This window comes from Neorhizobium turbinariae, assembly GCF_023223505.1.
In the GTDB taxonomy this organism is placed as follows: domain Bacteria; phylum Pseudomonadota; class Alphaproteobacteria; order Rhizobiales; family Rhizobiaceae; genus Neorhizobium; species Neorhizobium turbinariae.
Genome location: NZ_JALPRY010000028.1, coordinates 1 through 17308 on the forward strand (window position 1 = coordinate 1; position 17308 = coordinate 17308).

Genomic DNA, 17308 nt, shown 5'->3' on the forward strand with positions numbered 1-17308 from the left:
TTTGGCGTCCGGTAGAGCTGATATGCGGATATAGTCCCGCTTCAGGGTTTGACGAAAGCCTCGGACATTCCGTTGGACTGCGGATGGCCACCGGCGTGAAACAAGGTGTCAGATTGAGCGTTTGGGCAAACAGCCTCGTATCTCTCGCAGTGTAAGCCGAACCATTGTCCGAGAGATGCTGGATGGCTTGTGGGGCTTTGGTTGCGCTGAAGCGTTTCTCGACCGCCTCCAGCATCATGTCGCGAACGTCGGAGCCGGAGATGCCCGCATTGGCGACAGCCGTCCAGGCAATGATCTCGCGGTCGAAGGCATCGATGATGAAGGCGAGAGGGATGACCTCGCCGTTCCAGCAGGGGAACTCCAGACCGTCCGAACACCAGCGCAGGTTGGAGCGGGATACGCCCAGCGTGTCAGCGACGGTTTTCATCGGGAACCGTCCTTCGGAAGCAAGAGCGGCTGCGATATCCGTTTTTTGAGTCCGCTTTGGAGAGGGCTTTACGGAGGATTTCGACCTCCATCGTCTTGCGGCCGAGCATGCGCTCCAGCTCGCGGACACGATCCTCCAGCTTCTTCACTTCCGAATTGCCGACAACCGGCTCGTCAGAATCCACGGCTGCAGCACATCCCTCGCTCAAGAGCCTGCGCCACCGGTAAAGCAGATTGGGCGCAACGCCATGGCGCGGCGAGCGACCGAAGACACCGTCTCGCCTGGTTCGAAACTCTGCTCGATAATTGTCAGCTTCTGCTCCGTTGTCCACGGCCTCCGGCGAACATCGCCCGTCAGCAATTCAACGTGTCGGTGCTCATTAGACATAAGCTTGTCCTCAAGCCTGTGCTTGAGCCTTTGTGCTTATGCCGACTGTCCGATCGAGATGGGGGCCGTTCAAACAGATTGACGTCAAACCGAGGATATTCAAAGGGAAGCAGGTCACCCGGCGCGAACCGGGTGGTCCCATAGCTTATTCTCCATTCAATCTTCCCCGTTCGTTCTGGGCAGCGCGCCTATCCCTAATGGACAGAGGTCGCTCCCGGAGATTTCCCGCTGACACATCGCGATCCTCCGCCGCCGCAACAGTCCGTTACAGCGCCCGCGATACCGTCAGTTCATCGGGAACATATCATTCAGCTTGTAAGCGACCTCTGTACGATTTGTAGCCTTAAGCTTCTTCATAATGTTCCGGATGTGAACCTTCACCGTGCTTTCCCTTAGCTTCAGCTCATAGGCGATGATCTTGTTCGCCTTGCCCCTGCGGAGCGCTTCAACCACCGCTTCCTGACGAGCGGTGAACATACCCGAGAGGTTACGCGCTTCGGCAGATGAAGAGGTTGCCAGCAGGTGGCGCATAGCAAGCACGCTGCTGGCAGGAACGAATACACCGCCGGCCACGGCAAGCTCGATGGCGCCCACGCATACGGAAACACCGACACACGACGGTATGAAGCCCCTCACTCCATACTCGAGCATCTTCACGATCTGCGTCAGGTCTTCATTGTCGGAAAGCACGATCACCGGAGACGACTTGAACTCATTCCGCAGCTTCGTGATCTCATTTGCCAAGCCGGCATCTTCTGCCTTCCGGTTTCCGATATTGAAGAGCACTGCCTGCACCGGCGGGAACTGAACCTGCTCCCGCCTCCACTCTTCGACGGAACCGACAGCAGAGACTTCCATGCAGAGACCACGATCGCCGAGCGCTTTCGCGAGGCACTCCCGATCCAGCGCCCTTTGGTCTATCAGAACAAGCGAACCTTCGAAGCGTTGCTTCCGCTCCCCACGGGCCTCTCTCTCAGAAGCCTTTGCCAACTCGCTCACGAAACGAAAACTGTCCACCGCCACGGGCGTGCGGCCAGCACCATCTACAGTCAGACTCATATTACCCCCTACCCCGAAGCTTGATCACCTGCCCCAGGAATTATGATGAAGAGTATCAAACAGCCTGCAGAGTTTTCTTATTTCCACCTTGGCAGCGTACTACCAAGTGCAACTTTCGTCTATAAGCATATAAGAAAATTACGACAGTATGTGAAAGCCTATCGGGCATAGTTACTGGTTGGCATTAGTGACCCTTACCGAAAGACAATGTGGTTGATCGACATGCAGAAGCGCCTCCGAGCACCCATGCATATATGTCGACAATTTCGCTCGCCTTTTTATTCCAGGTATACTTCTGGCGCACTCGGGCGCCAGCGCCCGCACTCAGTGCAGCGATCCGTGCCGGATGACGCTCCAGCGTTTCGAACGCCTTTGCGAATCCATCGATCAAAGTTTCCCTGTCCTTGAACGGTACGGCTATCCCGGACGTCGCATCTATGAGTTCCGCGGGCCCTCCGTAGTCGGCCACGATCGGCACAAGTCCCAGGCACATCGCCTCCAGAACAGCGCCGCCGCCAAACTCCCGAACGCTCGAGGACGCCAGGACTTGGCATTCCGATACTGCTGCGGCCAAGTCCTTCTGCTCGACCCAGCCGGCGAAACGGACCTTGCCCTGAAGGCCCCTCGCTTGAACCTGCCGTTCAAGCTCCTCCCGCTGCGGCCCGTCTCCGATGATCAAGACGTCGATCTTCAACGGTCCCATGTATCGAGCCACTGCTTCGATCAGCATGTCCGCTCCCTTGTAGGGAACGAGACGCCCGACGAATGCGACCGAAAGGTTCCTTCCGTCGAAGTCTCGCTGTTGAAACGGGAACCGGTCAGGATCCGCGGCATTCTCCGGAATGAGGAACGCGCGATCCTCACATTCTTGCGGAAACTCGCTCATGGTGAACCGGGAACCGGCGATCAATGCTGCGGCATGTCGTCTTGTAGCGCTATAATAGGGCATGAGAGAAAAAGCGCCACGAACCATTGAAAGGCGGTCTTTCTCCTTGCCCCGCACCTCCAGAAAATTTTCCGGCCACGGCAAACCACCGTTCAAGGGACCAAGCACGAAGGGAATTCCTAAGCGCTTTAGCCTGGGGGCCAGCCAGCTTTGGCTCGTTGGGCTAAGCGGCGTTATGCGATGAACAAGATCGAACTCGCCATCAATCAGCCGTTCCCTCAGTAACCTCCAGACCTCCCACTCGAAGCTATAGTAGGCGAGAGACGCCAACGCCGTAACGGCCGTCCACCCTTTGTTTGTGCCGCCGCGCACGAACTCACTGAGCCGGTGAAGAGCGCCTGCAACGCGCTCGTTGTCGACGATCAAGAAGTCCCGATCAGGAACAAGGCCGGCTCTCAGGAAGGCGCCGCGATTACGTGCCTGGGTGACGATCAACGCGTTCGTCCTGGAACTGATCGCGCGCGCGAGGTTCCATCCGACAAGCGGCACGCTCGTCCATTCGGGATTTGCAGCCTCGACGATCAGCAAAGGCCTCAGGCTCTTGCCCCGAAACTCGCGCGACCGAGCAGCAGTAACGCCGCATCTGGAGAGCGAGCCACTGTTTATGTCCGGAACGAGGTCTAGCTCTCCCGAGGTCGATCTTTTGACGCTGTATCCTTCGCTGTCCATGGGGACCCGTACCTCGCCTGGGTAAGACACGTTATCTGTCGACCGCGGAGGCCTATTCGGCTCCGCCGCAGTAACATCCTGAGGACATACCCGAACGGCTAGTGTTGATGAATCGGACTACTTGCCTACGATAGCACTGCCGCCAATGCAGCCAATTCGTCGAAACGATGCAGGCGGTACACCTTTCGGATTAACCGCGAGCCGTTGATCTAAAGGTCGATTTTGAAAGCGTAGTAGATCAGGCTGGCAAGATGGCCGGCAGCGTATCCAGCGGGCCAGGCAGCAAGCACAGAAAACTCATACAGCAGATTGTTGAGGCCGTGGCGCCCGTTGAAATACAAGCTGACGAACACGCCCGGCAGTCCATAAATGGCGATCGCCCACAAGGCGCCGTTGAAGCCAAGAAGGTGGTAGGCAAGCGGCATGGAAGTGAAGATCGAGACGGCCCGTACTAGATTCAGGACCGTCTGGTTTCGCGGCTCGTTCACCACGAGATAGATTGCCGACAACGTGCCATAGCGGGCGGTCAACAACCCGAAGGACAACACCTGGATCATCGGGCCGGCATCCCGGTAACGGTCGTCGTAAAGCAGATCCGTGAGCATCTGGCCGGCAGAGAAGACAGCGCCCGCACCCGCAACGAACACAAGGTCGAACGGCAGCCGCACTTTGAGGAACATAGCTCGAAGGCGTTCAGGCTGGTCGCGCGCGACCTTGCTCAGTGCCGGCATCGCAACGCTCGAAAACAATCGTCCTCCGGCACCCTCGAGCATTGCGACTAGATTGAACGCGAGGACATAAAGCCCGAGCGTAAATGGCCCGACCCAACCGGCGAGGAAGAAGCGGTCGCCGCTGGCAGCGACGACGGTCAGCATCGAGGACAAAATGATCCAACGGCCGAAGCGGATCAAATCGACGACGGCATCTTTATGCCAGCGGAAAACGTTTGTCCGGCCTTGCAACCAGGCATGGCTGAGGCCGGTCGTGACCAGCGCAGCCACCAATGTCGAGATAACGAAGGACCATATCGAGCCGGTCGACCAGGCCAACGCGATGGCCACCAGCAGGCTGATCACTTGAGCCGCAATCTCTATCGCGGTCAGGCGCTTCAGGTCGAGGTGGCGATATGCGCTGACGACCTTCATCGACTGAAGTCCTGCGATCACGCAGCTGAAAGACGTTGCCATTAGGATTCCGGGAAGCTCCGGAACGGCGTAGACAGAGCTGGCCGGAAGGATCCCTCCTTCGGCCGCGGCATCGATCGTCAGTGCAGCCAGGACGCAGACGAGCCAGATCAGGCAACCATGGATGAACTGGACCGTCCAGGCCGTATCGAGGTAGGTCGGGTCATCGCCCATCCGGCTTTGGATGGCCGCCGGGCGCAGTCCGAGATCGGACAGCATGGCAACGGAAACTTGTATGGTGGTCGCAACGGCCATGACGCCGAACATTTCCGGCATCAGGAGCCGCGTCAGAATGAGACTGCTCGAAATGCGCAGGATCTGCAGGGCCATGTAACCGACGATCGACCAACCGGCAGCCCGCATGATGAGGCTGCGGAAACTCGCTTTCCGACCACCCTCGCCCGGTTTCGACTCCGCCGAGGCACAACCTTCTCTGGGGACTGACGTGCCGAAATGTTCATGGGCGGCAACAGCATCGGTCATAGCTGCATACCTTGAGCCGAGGGTGCGCGACGATGCCCCAACATCAGACAGCCTCTAGTGTTGAGCGAGACGGGTAGAGCAGGTCATCGCAGGCGAGCTGCATGGCTTCGTGCTCATCTCGACCATGAGATGGCGCCAGGGCTTCGGCGACCAGCGCGCGGATTTTCTCGGCGAGCCCCCTGGCATAAGGATCGAGTACCATGCTGTCATGGTCACCGGGCACCTCAAGGACTTTGAGCTTTACCACGTGGTCGTTCCACCCGTTGTCGGGGAGCAGGATATCCCGGTTTTCCTTCAAGCTCCGCCCCCGCGGTAACCGGTAGAAAGGTTCGCCCTGCGGCTTGAACAGCGTCACCGGTCCGCCGTAAGGCCGCACCTGATAGCGCTGAGCAGCGTGCCGGAAGGCAAACTCGATCTTGTCGTTGTTCAACCTGTCAGTCGCGCCACCGCTCTTTGCTGCATCTTCCCGTGCCTTGTTGCCTGCTTCATGGCGAGACCTGTCCCGGAGATACTTCAGCAGATATCGGGCCTTGTGGCGCCGTATGTCCTGAAGCTTGATCAGCAGCTTGTCCTCGTATGAGAGCTTTGGCTGCCGCGGAAGCGGTGTATCAAGCATCACGATGTGGCCGACCTGGTCGCCCGACGCTTCCAACTGCCTGGCAATTTCGTAGGCTGTTATTCCCCCGCCGGAATATCCCGCGAGGACATAGGGTCCGTGTGGCTGTACGGTCTTCAACTCTTTGATGCAGTCCGCGGCCATCTCTTCGAACGAGAGGTGGGGTTCCAGGTCACCATAGAGCCCACGGGCCTGAAGCCCGTAGACAGGGCGGTCGACGCCCACCGTGAGCGCCAGGTGGCGGAGATTGAGAACATTGCCGAACATGCCGGCGCAAATGAAAAGAGGCGTTGCCTGCGTGTTGCCGCCCGAGTTCATCAAGACGAGATGAAGTCGCTTCGCCGTAGGAGGCTTGGCCACACCAGTTCCAGGCTCGCCGACGCCCGCAACGTCAGGCAGCTCTGCCATCAAGTGCTCTGCACATTGGGCGATCGTCGGTGCCTCGAACAATGTCGAGATCGGCAGATCGAGCCCGTATTGCTTCTTGATCATGCGGAAAAGGCGAACCGCGATCAACGAGTGACCGCCGATGTCGAAGAAGCTGTCATGGACGCCGATCTTCGCGACGCCGAGGAGCTCCCGCCAGTATCCGGCAAGTACTTCTTCAACCGCATTGCGAGGCGCGAGGAATTCACTATCCAGGTCCGGTCGCTCGAACCCACCGCTGGGAGATGCGACGGTCTCGGCATTGGCTGAAACCCAGTCTTTCAGCAGGTCGAGGTCCATCGAGCTGATGATTGGCTGAGACACGCCGGCAGCCATTGCTCTCATAAGGACCTCAAAGCCCTCGCTCGGGAGGATGCCGTTGCGAACCTGCACGCCAAGTTTGGCCATAGCGGGAGATGCGACAACGGCTTTCCTGGGGGGCCACGGGCCAGCATCGTAATCAGCGGGTGCTCCCAAGATCATGTTGTCGTCCAGACGGCGCACGACGAACCTTTGCGCCTCAAACAGGAGGCCCCCCTTCCGGTCGGCAATGACGACATCGAATGCGGCATAACCGTCGCCGAGTTCGCTACTGTCGGCGAGGCGAACATAGCTCACGATTTCGGTGGGCAGGTGCTTGTGGAGGATGATCCGCCCGTAAGTCGCCGGTGCCCAAAGCGCAGCTTCGGGATCGTAGCCGGGCACGAGTTCCATGGCAAAGCCGGTCGCAATATCGAGGAGCGCGGGATGCAGTATGACCCCCGTATCCAGGTCCTCGGAGAAGGCCTGATCGAGAACGAGTTCTGCCTGTGCAACGTCGGCTCCGATCACAACGGAACGTAGCACGGCCCACCGCGGGCCAAAACGCACATGCCGTTCCTGAGCCGACTTCAGCGTTCCTCCTGCGGCAACCGAATGTTTGAACGCCGGATCGGGGCGCTCGAGTTCGATATCATTGATCGGGTCCCGGCGAGCCGGCACTGGCTTCCAGTGCGCCTCAACGTGTTTGATGAACACATCGGCTCTTTCCCCGGGAGCTGCGGCTGCGATGGTGACACGATAGCCACCTTCTTCAGCCTGCAGTCTCAGGCGCAGAACCCGATCTTCGCCATCTTTGACAGCGAGAGGCTTCAGGAAAACCAGGTCGCTGATGTCTGCTTTGAATTGCAGACCGTATTCCGCAGCCGCCTGTGCGATCAGCTCGATATAGCCTGTACCGGGCATGACTGCCTGACCTGAGACAAGCCTGTGTTCGTTGAGTATCCAGTCCCGATCCGGATTGACGACCGCTTCGAGCCAGGACAGGCCGTGCTCGTCCTCCACCCACCGTTGGAAGAAAGGGCCTTTCGCCGGCTCCGGCAGAAGGTGTGCATCATCGTGATCTGCTACGTGCCCGAGCGCTCTCGCCGCCAGACCGATTTGTCCCCAGACGCCCCAATGCACCGCCATCGTGGTGCGGTCCACCCGGTTGGAGTGGCTTTGGGCATAGGCATTGAGATAGGCGTTGGCGGCAACATAATCCGCTTGCCCTGCGCGAACGACATCCGTGCTTGTCGATGAGAACAGCACAAGAAAATCGAGCGTGACGGTATCTAGAACGGCATCCAGTACGGCTGTGCCTAATACCTTAGGCGCCAGCACCCGGTCCATCGCCTCGCGCGTCTTCGACAGGATGAGACCGTCATCGACGATGCCTGCACCATGGAAGACGCCATTGATCTCACCGAAGCACGTAATCGTCGCGTCTATCGCGAGCCTCATCTGCTCCGGATTCGTGACGTCCGCCTGGAGATAGAGAACATTCGCTCCATCCGCTTCAAGCCTCCGGATGGCTGTGATCGCTCTTCGAACGCGATCGTTTCCATGAGTGCGCCGGTAGAAATCCCATTCATCACGTGCCGGCAGTTGCGTCCGGCCTACAAGCGCGATCCGAGCCTGGAAGCGGCGAGCGATCTCTCCTGCGAGTGCAAGCGCGATCTCGCTTAATCCGCCGGAAAAGAGGTAGACGCCGCCCTGTTTCAGCTTGTTGTTTACGGCTTCAACCTCGCCTAACGCCAGCCGCTGGTGTATCTGTGTCCAGCGCCGCCCTTTCCGCAGAGCAACCACTTCGGACTTGGGCTTGACTTGCAATTCCTCCCAAACCTGCTCGACGAGAGCGCCGAACTCGATACCACTGCGCGATTTCCGAAACAGGTCCAGGCTGGCAATAGCCGACAATCCGCCCGAACGGGGCGAAGGCGGCAGATCGATGTCTATGACGCCTACTGAAACGCCGGGAAGCTCCCTGGGCATGACCAGCGCAGGTCCGAGCACCATCGCTTTCTCCGGATTGGGCAACGGCTCATCTTTCACCTGTTGCATGCCGTTGGTGATCACGCTGACATGGGTTTCGCTACGGGTACCGGCCTCTCCCAAAGCCTGCGCCAGATACACCAGGCTGTCGAAGCCGCACTCCTGGTTTCGGTGGAAGAAATTCGATCCAGCCCGGAATGTCTCCTGCTGCGTCAGGAGCCACATGTGCACTATCCGCGAAGGCATGCATTCGTCTGCGGCCAGTCCCGCAAGCAAGCCATCATAGCCAATGCGGCCCAGCTCCGGGCACAACGTATATTCGTGGGCGCCCCAGCGGACGAAGGCGTCACCGACCGAGACCGTAACAACCTGGTGGCCCAGCGAGCGCAAGCGGTCCACCAGCTTCATGCCGAGCCCGGCGCTGTCGACAAAGAACAGCCATGTCCGCGGCTCTTTTTGCGCCCCGGGCTCAAGGTCCGCGAGCGACTGCTTCCAGGCCGGCTGATAACCCCAGCGGGAGATATTCGGCTGCTTCACGAGAAGTGGAGCGGAGGTGGCCGTTTTGTCCTCCGCGGCAGGATCGATGAAGAAACGTTTGTGTTGGAACGGGTAGGTCGGCAAATCCACACGGCGTGGCAAGCGCCCCTTCCAGAGGCGATCGACATCCACGTCGAGACCGGCAGCCCAGGCGCGTCCAACGGCGGCCAGGAAGTGCAGCCGGTCGTCACACGCCTCGTCGGGATGAGGCAGGCTGTTTATGACCTGATTTGCTGGAATGGAACCTTGAGCTTTGGCAAGCGAAGACAACATGCGGCCCGGCCCGACTTCGATGTAGATATTGCCGCGATCTGCAGCAAGAGCCGCCATTCCATCTGAAAACTGCACCGGCGAACGAAGGTGACCGACCCAGTAGAGCGGATCGGTCGCCTCTTCGTCGCCCAGTGGCAACCCCGTACGGTTCGATAGGATCGGGATGGCGGGGGCGCGAAGACAAATACCACGAAGAAACTCCTCGAACTCGCCGAGGATAGGATCAAGCAACCTCGAATGTGCGGCAATGTTGATCGGGATACGCGAGGCCTCTACACCCTCATCTGCAAGATGGTTTTGAAACGCCCGCAGATCTTCATCGAGGCCGGAAACCACGCACAGCGATGGCGCGTTGACGGAAGCGATATCCAGGCAGGATGGAAGAAGGTTCGACAGCGCCCTCGGGTCAAGCTGAATGCTCAGCATGCCGCTGAGGGGCACGCGTTCGAACAGGCGGCCGCGCAGGTGAACGAGATTGACCCCATCCTTGAAGCTCATGACGCCCGCAAAGCAGGCGGCGGCATTTTCCCCCATCGAGTGGCCGATCAGTGCCTTCGGGACAACACCCCAGCTCTTCCACATTCGCGCTACTGCGATCTCAGCTATAAGGATCGCAGGAAGCTGAAGAGACGGGCTCAGGAACGCTTCCTTGCTGGCGGCTGTGCGCTCGGCAAACCATGCCCTTCGAACATCACGCGCACCATCATCTGGAAGGTATGAAAGCCCCTCCTCGACGGTCGAACGAAACTCATGGTCCTCCTCGTAGAGACACCGGGCCATCCCGATATACTGCGAACCGCCGCCGGGAAACAGGAAGACGGCACCGGAGACGTTCTCTACCGGTTGCTGGACGAGACCACGTCGAGACGAATCCGAGAGGGCCGCGATGGCATCCTCCCTTCCCCGAACAGCCATGACTAATCGGTGCTCCAGATGCTTTCGGCCGCGCAGCAACGTAAAGCCTATGTCCCCGAGCGCCAGCGTCGGACGTTGGTCGATCGCTTCCGCCAAGCGGCCGGCCGCCATATCGAGAACTTTGCGCTGCTTGCCGGACAGGAAAAGAAGCATGGGATCATCATGCGTTTGAGCTTCGAGGCCGTCGCGCTCCGGCATGTAACGAGACGGTGCTTGCTCTATGACGACGTGGGCATTGGTTCCTCCGACGCCGAGTGAGTTCACTGCAGCGCGTCGTGGGCCAGCAACCTCTGGCCACCTCATCAGCTTGTTGTTCACCTTGAAGGGACTGGCCTCGAAGTTGATCGCGGGGTTCGGCTTCTCAAAGCCCAAAGTCGGCGGTATGCGCCCTTCACGAACTGCTAGGGCGGCCTTGATCAAGCCCACGACGCCGGCGGCCGTGTCCAGATGGCCGATATTCGACTTCACAGAGCCGACATGGCAGAAGCCCGTGCGGGCGGTGCCCTGCCGGAAAGCGGATGTCAGGGCTTCGATTTCTATCGGATCGCCGATGGGTGTTCCTGTTCCGTGGCATTCGACATATTGGATCGAAGCCGCTTCAACGCCCGCTAGTCCCTGCGCTTCCAGAATCGCTGCCGCCTGTCCGCTGACACTTGGTGCAAGATATCCGGCTTTGCTGCTTCCGTCGTTGTTGACGGCCGTTCCCTTGATGACGGCATGAATCACGTCGCCGTCCCGCAACGCGTCCGACAATCGGCGAAGCGCGACGACTCCGACGCCGCTGCCGAACACCGTACCTGCCGAGCGGTGGTCGAAGGCCCGGCAATGACCGTCGGGCGAAAGGATCTCGCCTTCCTGGAAAAGGTAGCCGCGACGATGAGGAAACTCGATCGTGACACCGCCAGCGAGTGCCATGTCGCATTCGCCGGAAATTAGACTCTGACATGCATAATGGACGGCGACCAATGAGGTGGAACATGCGGACTGGACGTTGACGCTCGGACCTCGCAGATCGAATGTAAACGAGGCGCGGGTAGAGAGGAAATCCTTGTCATTGCCCGTGTGCCGAAGCAGGAACATACCAACCTGATCGACCAGATTCCGGTTACTGCACACGTTAAAGTAGAAATAGCTCCCCATCCCGCAGCCGGCGAAAACCCCCACGGGCCACGTTTCGCTATCGGGTGGCGCCGATCTGCCCGCATCCTCCATGGCTTCCCAGGCGCATTCCAGGAATTGACGATGCTGGGGGTCCATAATCGCCGCCTCCCTGGGATTGAGGCCGAAGAACTCCGCATCGAACATTTCCATGTCCGGAAGATCTGCACCGCGCGGAACATAGTTGGGGTGATGAATGCGTTCCGGCTCCTCCCCGGCAGCCAGCAACTCCTCAACAGAGAACGTGCGGATCGATTCCACGCCGTCGCAAAGGTTTTTCCAGAACTCCCTGACGTTTCGCGCCCCGGGCACACGAAGTGCCATGCCGACGATTGCAACATCGCTGGCGCATATTTGGTTTGCCCCTTCGAGCATCGGCATCGCCTTCCGCTAAACACCGCCCACAGGGTCGTTCAACGTCCCGTGTTCGGTCTCATGTCCCCCTGAATGGTCGCGAGCACGGCCCGCAGCTTTCAGTGTGCTGCGGCCTGAAGCGCGCTCGCAACTCGTCTGTTGGAAGTGGCGGTCATCCATAGGGTGGAGAGGTCATCCCACCTCCTTTTTCAGGCGTACGGGCGTTCATCCAGTTGGATGGGGCTGCATATGTTGAAAATCCTCCCACGCGCCGGTTCTATCGAAGGAGTTCGAATCCATACGGGGGATGTTCAATGGGTACGATCAACTGCGTTCTTGTTGGCGGTGGAACGCTGCTTATCCAGTGCGCCGATGTCTTGGCAGCGCGCGGCTTTCAGATTGTTGCTGTCGTGACCTCGAACCCACAAGTGCAGAAATGGTCGTCCGAGAGCGGCATTTCCGTCCTAAACGCAGACGATGATTATGCGCACGCCTTGTCGAATTTAACGTATGACTGGCTCTTCAGCATTGCAAACCTGCGTCTGCTGCCGGAGGCGGTTTGGAGAAACGCCCGACTAGGTGCCGCCAATTTTCATGATGGTCCGTTGCCGCAGATGGCCGGCCTGAACACACCCGCCTGGGCAATCATCGAAGGGCACAAAGATCATGGTGTCACCTGGCATGCCATCACCCAGGGCATCGATGAGGGGGACATCTATGCCCAAACCCTTCTCGCGATCAACGATGACGAAACGGCGCTGACGCTGAACACCAAGTGCCTGGATGCAGGGATATCAACCTTCGCAACGCTTCTGGATCACATCGAGCATGATGACCTGAAGCCGCGCCGGCAGGATTTCTCCACCCGTGCCTATTACGAAAAGCAGAAACGCCCGACTGCCGCCGCAACGCTCGATTTCGCCAAGCCGGCCAAGGAACTGTCGCAACTGGTTCGTGGGCTTGATTTCGGCGATGCTTATGAAAACCCTCTCGCCAAGCCCAAGCTTCGCTTCGGCTCCAGCGTCTACACGATCTCTCATTTCCGGATCCTCGATGCCGAGATGGAGGCCGAGCCGGGGCTGGTGTTGTCGGTCGGCGCTCATGGCGTGACGGTCGGAACGGCAGACAAGCCCGTACTCCTCGATGCCGAGCAGAAGAACGCATCGATCCAGACCAAGCTTTCCTCAGTCGTATATCCGGGTGATCGCCTTCCGCTTCTCGATCAGAGCGAGACGCCTGCTCTCGACGATGCAGTCGCTCGTTGTGCACGGCATGAAGGTGTCTTTCGACGAGCGTTAGAAGGGCGCATCGACGTTCAACTACCCATTGGAGAATTGGCATCCGAACAACGACCCGATGTTCGTGCCATACCGCTGAACATCCCGGATCACATTGCCAAACAAGATCGCGCCGCTCTTGTCGCCGCGCTCCTGCTCCGCCAGACTGGCCAGCGCTCGTTCGACATTGCTTATGCGGACGACGCGCTGGACGATCTTTGCCAACGTCATCCGGGCTATTTCGCCGAAGCTCTTCCGCTGCGGATGGACCTGGGCACGCTGCAGAATGCCGACGAGCTTGTGGCTCACGTCAATCAAACCATGGTGCGGCTTCGCACGTGCCAAGCCTACTGCAGCGATCTTGTCGATCGTATCCCTGGCCTCCAGAAGTCGCCGCTGGCAGTCGGCATCCGCGAAATGCGGAATGAGGTGAGCAAGGATATGATCGAAGGCTGCGCATTGACATTTGCATTCGGCGAAAACGGCTCAGATCTCATGTTTGACCGGAAACGCATCGATGAGGCGCAGGCGCGAAGCCTGGCCTCGGCCTTCAACGTCCTTGCATCTGCATTCGCAACGACCTGCAACGTGCTTGAGGACCTTCCTCTCATGTCCGCGGCAGACGAGAACACGGTTCTATACGGATGGAACGACACCGGCCGGAGCTACGACAAGACGACCTGCATCCACACGCTGATCGAGGCACAGGTCGATCGCACACCCGATGCGGAGGCAGTTGCGTTTCGTGGTCGCAGCCTGACTTATCGTCAGCTCGACGAACAGGCGAACTGCCTGGCTAAGGCGCTGGTTGCGGAAGGCGTCGGCCCGGATGTGACTGTCGGTCTTTATCTTCCGCGCTCGCTCGAGCTCGTCGTGGGCGCTCTGGCAATCATGAAGGCGGGCGGCGCCTATATTCCTCTTGATCCGAGTTTTCCTGCCGACCGGCTCGCTTTTATGATCAAGGATAGCCGCGCAAAGCTCGTGCTTACAGCAGGAGGCCTAAGAACCTCGTCCCTTCTTTCAGATGTCCGCTTTCTCTGCGTCAACGACATCCTGCGGAATCCGAAGGGTACCGGCCGGCTTGCCGGAAATGTCAAGCCGAAGAACCTCGCCTATGTCATCTACACGTCCGGCTCCACCGGCCTGCCCAAGGGGGTGATGATCGAACATCGCAACGTCGTCAATTTCTTCGTCGGGATGGACGAACGTGTCGGAAAGATGGAAGATACGCAAAACGTATGGCTGGCGGTCACAAGCCTGTCCTTCGACATCTCCGTCCTTGAACTCTTCTGGACCTTGGCCCGCGGCTTCAAGGTCGTCATCCACGCCTCCGAAGTTCTGGAAGCGAAGACTGCCGGCAAACGCGGTGCGAGACCGACTGATCTTGGTTTCGGGCTGTTTTACTGGGGCAATGACGGTGCGGCTGGACCGGAAAAGTACCGGTTGTTGCTTGAGGGGGCGAAGTTTGCCGACGCAAACGGCTTCGACGCGCTATGGACGCCGGAGCGTCATTTCCACGCTTTCGGTGGTCCTTATCCCAATCCTGCCGTCACCGGAGCTGCCGTCGCCGCAGTCACGTCAAACCTTTCGATCCGCGCCGGCAGTTGCGTCCTGCCGCTTCACCATCCCGCACGCGTTGCGGAGGAATGGGCCGTCATCGACAACCTGAGCAACGGCAGGGTTGCCCTCGCTTTCGCGTCCGGCTGGATGCCTGAGGACTTTGTGCTTCGCCCAGAAAATGCCCCGCCCAGGAACAAGGCAAGCCTCATGCGTGACATTGAGGTTGTTCGCAGCCTCTGGCGTGGCGAAAGCGTCGAATTCGACTTGGGTGCCGGCACCGTCCCCGTGGTAACACAGCCGCGGCCCGTCCAGAGCGAACTTCCGGTCTGGTTGACCACCGCAGGCAATCCGGAGAGCTATCGTGAGGCCGCACGGCATGGCGCCAACGTGCTCACCCATCTGCTGGGCCAATCAATAGCTGAACTGAGCGAGAAGATCCGCGTCTACCGGGAGACGCTGAAGGAGACAGGCCGCGACCCCGAGGACTACAAGGTCACCTTGATGCTCCACACGCTGCTGGGCGAAAATCGCGATGCGGTCCGGGACTTGGCGCGTGCGCCCATGAAGGAATACCTCCGCAGCGCGGCTGCTCTTATCAAGCAGTATGCATGGGCCTTCCCTGCCTTCAAGAAGCCACACGGTGTCTCGAACCCGATGGAGATCGACCTCCAGTCACTGGATGCCGAGGAGCTGGAAGCTATCCTCGAATTTGCGTTTCTTCGCTATTTTGAGGACAGCGGTCTCTTCGGAACCGTTGAAGACGCGCTCGAGCGGCTCGAAGAGGTGAAGGCTGCGGGGGTTGACGAGATTGCCTGCCTTATCGATTTCGGCCTGGCTGATGATGTGGTGATGGCGCGCCTGCCGTTTCTGGCGGAGGTCGTGGCCGCGAGCAAGAGCTCCGCACCCGACGAGCCGGCCCGAAGCTTCGCCGACGAGGTCCACAAGCATAAGGTCACGCACCTGCAATGCACGCCCTCCATGGCGCACATGTTCATGATGTCGGATGCCGATCGTGCCGCGTTGGGTCAGATCAGGCATCTCTTCCTCGGCGGTGAAGCGCTTCAGGGTTCGCTTCTGGCTGCGCTGCGCGGTGCAACTGATGCCGCGATCGAGAACATGTATGGGCCGACGGAAACGACCATCTGGTCGTCGACGTTCACCGCCAATACCCCGAAGCCTGTCGTACCGATCGGCCGCCCTATCGCCAATACCCAGATGTACGTCCTGGACGCAGGCTTGCGGCCGGTGCCCCCAGGCAATATCGGCGAACTCTTCATTGGCGGGGATGGCGTCGCGCGCGGTTACTTCGATCGCGAACAACTCACAAGAGAACGCTTTGTCGCGAACCCGTTCGAGGCTGGTCGAATGTATCGAACCGGCGACCTGGCGCGCTTCGATGAAGAGGGCGTTCTCCATTTCCTGGGACGGACGGACCACCAGATCAAGATCCGCGGCCACCGGATCGAGCTCGGCGAGATCGAAGCACGCATCAGCGCTTTTGCGGGCGTGCGCGAGACGGTCGTCGTGCCTCGCAAAGACGGCCCCGGAAATTTGAGCCTGGTCGCCTACCTCAGGACGGACGGTGCGCCAATCAGCGACAAAGACTTGCGGCGCCACATCCTGGAAACGCTCCCCGATGTTATGGTTCCATCGCATTTCGTCACGATGGACGCTTTTCCACTGACGCCGAATGCCAAGGTGGATCGCAACCGGCTACCGGCGCCATCGGAGAAGAATCCGACCCCGATCGTCAGTTTCATCGAGCCCTCCAATAACCTGCAGCGCGAGATCAGCACGTTGTTTGCCAGCGCGCTCGGGCTTGAGAAGGTCGGCATCTTCGACAACTTCTTCGCACTCGGCGGGCATTCGCTGCTGGCAGTGCAGCTTCATCGCGAATTGAAGGCGAAGCTCTCTCCTGACCTGACGATCACCGACCTGTTCCGCTTCCCGACGGTGGCGTCGCTTGCCGATCACGTCTCCGATAGAGGCAAGACCGATATCCAGCTGACGCGCGCCGCGGAACGGGCCGCGCTTCGACGGAGCGCAATCGAACGGCGTCCGACGCTCCGCCTGGAGACGGAGGTTTGATCGGGCTCTTCCACGGCATGTTCAACGGCGCCGCATCCGTCGCGGAGACGGCCCTGGCCGCTCGGGTCGCCCCGCTTTTCCCCGAAGAGCAGGCCGCGATGTCGCGCGCCATGAAGCGCCGGCAAAGAGAATTCGTTGCCGGTCGCACCTGCGCGCGCCGGGCCATGAGCAGCCTGGGTATCGCGAGCCAGCCGATCCCGGTGGGCGCAGATCGCGCACCGGTCTGGCCGCAAGGCATGGCGGGCAGTATCAGCCACTCCAAGACCCGCTGCGCGGCTGTCGTCGGTCGGCATTCCGATGGCATCTTCGCGCTTGGAATCGATGTGGAGGAGGCCACGCCGCTTGACGTTTATCTGAGCGAGGAGATTTGCAGCCCGGCTGAACGCCTGTGGCTCGAAACGCAGCCGGCAGATCAGCGAGGGCTTTTGCTGACGGCCTTCTTCAGCGCCAAGGAATGTACGTATAAGTGCCAGTATTCCATGAGCCACACCTTCTTCGGCTTCCACGCCATCCGCGTCGAATTCGATCTTGCCGAAGAACGATTCTACTCGATTTTCGAGACGGATATTCCGCCATTCAGGCTCCGCGACCGCCTTGACGGTCGTCTGGCCTTCCGCGAAGGCTATATCGTCTCGAGCATGACGATCGGAAAGTAAG

At 59.5% G+C, this 17308-nt stretch carries 6 protein-coding genes and 1 pseudogene; 2 read left to right on the forward strand and 5 right to left on the reverse strand.

Going from position 1 to position 17308, the window contains the following annotated elements:
* The 5 genes and pseudogenes from M0654_RS20905 to M0654_RS20925 all read right to left on the reverse strand — a co-directional run.
* Positions 1 to 814: pseudogene (locus M0654_RS20905) on the reverse strand (transposase); the annotation flags it as partial.
* 285 nt (positions 815 to 1099) lie between these two features.
* Entirely contained in the window at positions 1100 to 1873 is a 774-nt protein-coding gene (locus M0654_RS20910) for a response regulator transcription factor (protein ID WP_248684734.1), read from the reverse strand.
* Positions 1874 to 2057: 184 nt separating this feature from the next.
* A complete protein-coding gene (locus tag M0654_RS20915) occupies positions 2058 to 3488 on the reverse strand; it encodes a glycosyltransferase family 4 protein (protein ID WP_248684735.1) in 1431 nt (476 codons plus the stop codon).
* A 209-nt stretch (positions 3489 to 3697) separates the two neighbouring features.
* Positions 3698 to 5035: an oligosaccharide flippase family protein gene (locus M0654_RS20920; protein ID WP_248684754.1), complete on the reverse strand. Its 1338-nt coding sequence runs from the start codon at positions 5033 to 5035 to the stop codon at positions 3698 to 3700.
* Between the two features lie 163 nt (positions 5036 to 5198).
* Positions 5199 to 11753, reverse strand: coding sequence for a type I polyketide synthase (locus M0654_RS20925; protein ID WP_248684736.1), 6555 nt, complete (start codon positions 11751 to 11753; stop codon positions 5199 to 5201).
* A gap of 287 nt (positions 11754 to 12040) precedes the next feature.
* Here M0654_RS20925 and M0654_RS20930 point away from each other — a divergent pair, with 287 nt between their 5' ends.
* Complete coding sequence (locus M0654_RS20930) at positions 12041 to 16651, forward strand: MupA/Atu3671 family FMN-dependent luciferase-like monooxygenase (RefSeq protein WP_248684737.1); 4611 nt, start codon at positions 12041 to 12043, stop codon at positions 16649 to 16651.
* Positions 16648 to 17307, forward strand: a complete 660-nt coding sequence (locus M0654_RS20935) for a 4'-phosphopantetheinyl transferase family protein (protein WP_248684738.1) — start codon at positions 16648 to 16650, stop codon at positions 17305 to 17307. Before M0654_RS20930 ends, M0654_RS20935 begins: the two co-directional genes overlap by 4 nt.
* Position 17308: the final 1 nt, after the last annotated feature.

Coding starts and splice junctions, on each gene's coding strand:
- M0654_RS20920 (WP_248684754.1), bottom strand. CDS start 5,035: ATGCGGGCTGCCGGTTGGTCGATCGTCGGTTACATGGCCCTGCAGATC.
- M0654_RS20910 (WP_248684734.1), bottom strand. CDS start 1,873: ATGAGTCTGACTGTAGATGGTGCTGGCCGCACGCCCGTGGCGGTGGAC.
- M0654_RS20915 (WP_248684735.1), bottom strand. CDS start 3,488: ATGGACAGCGAAGGATACAGCGTCAAAAGATCGACCTCGGGAGAGCTA.
- M0654_RS20930 (WP_248684737.1), top strand. CDS start 12,041: ATGGGTACGATCAACTGCGTTCTTGTTGGCGGTGGAACGCTGCTTATC.
- M0654_RS20925 (WP_248684736.1), bottom strand. CDS start 11,753: ATGCCGATGCTCGAAGGGGCAAACCAAATATGCGCCAGCGATGTTGCA.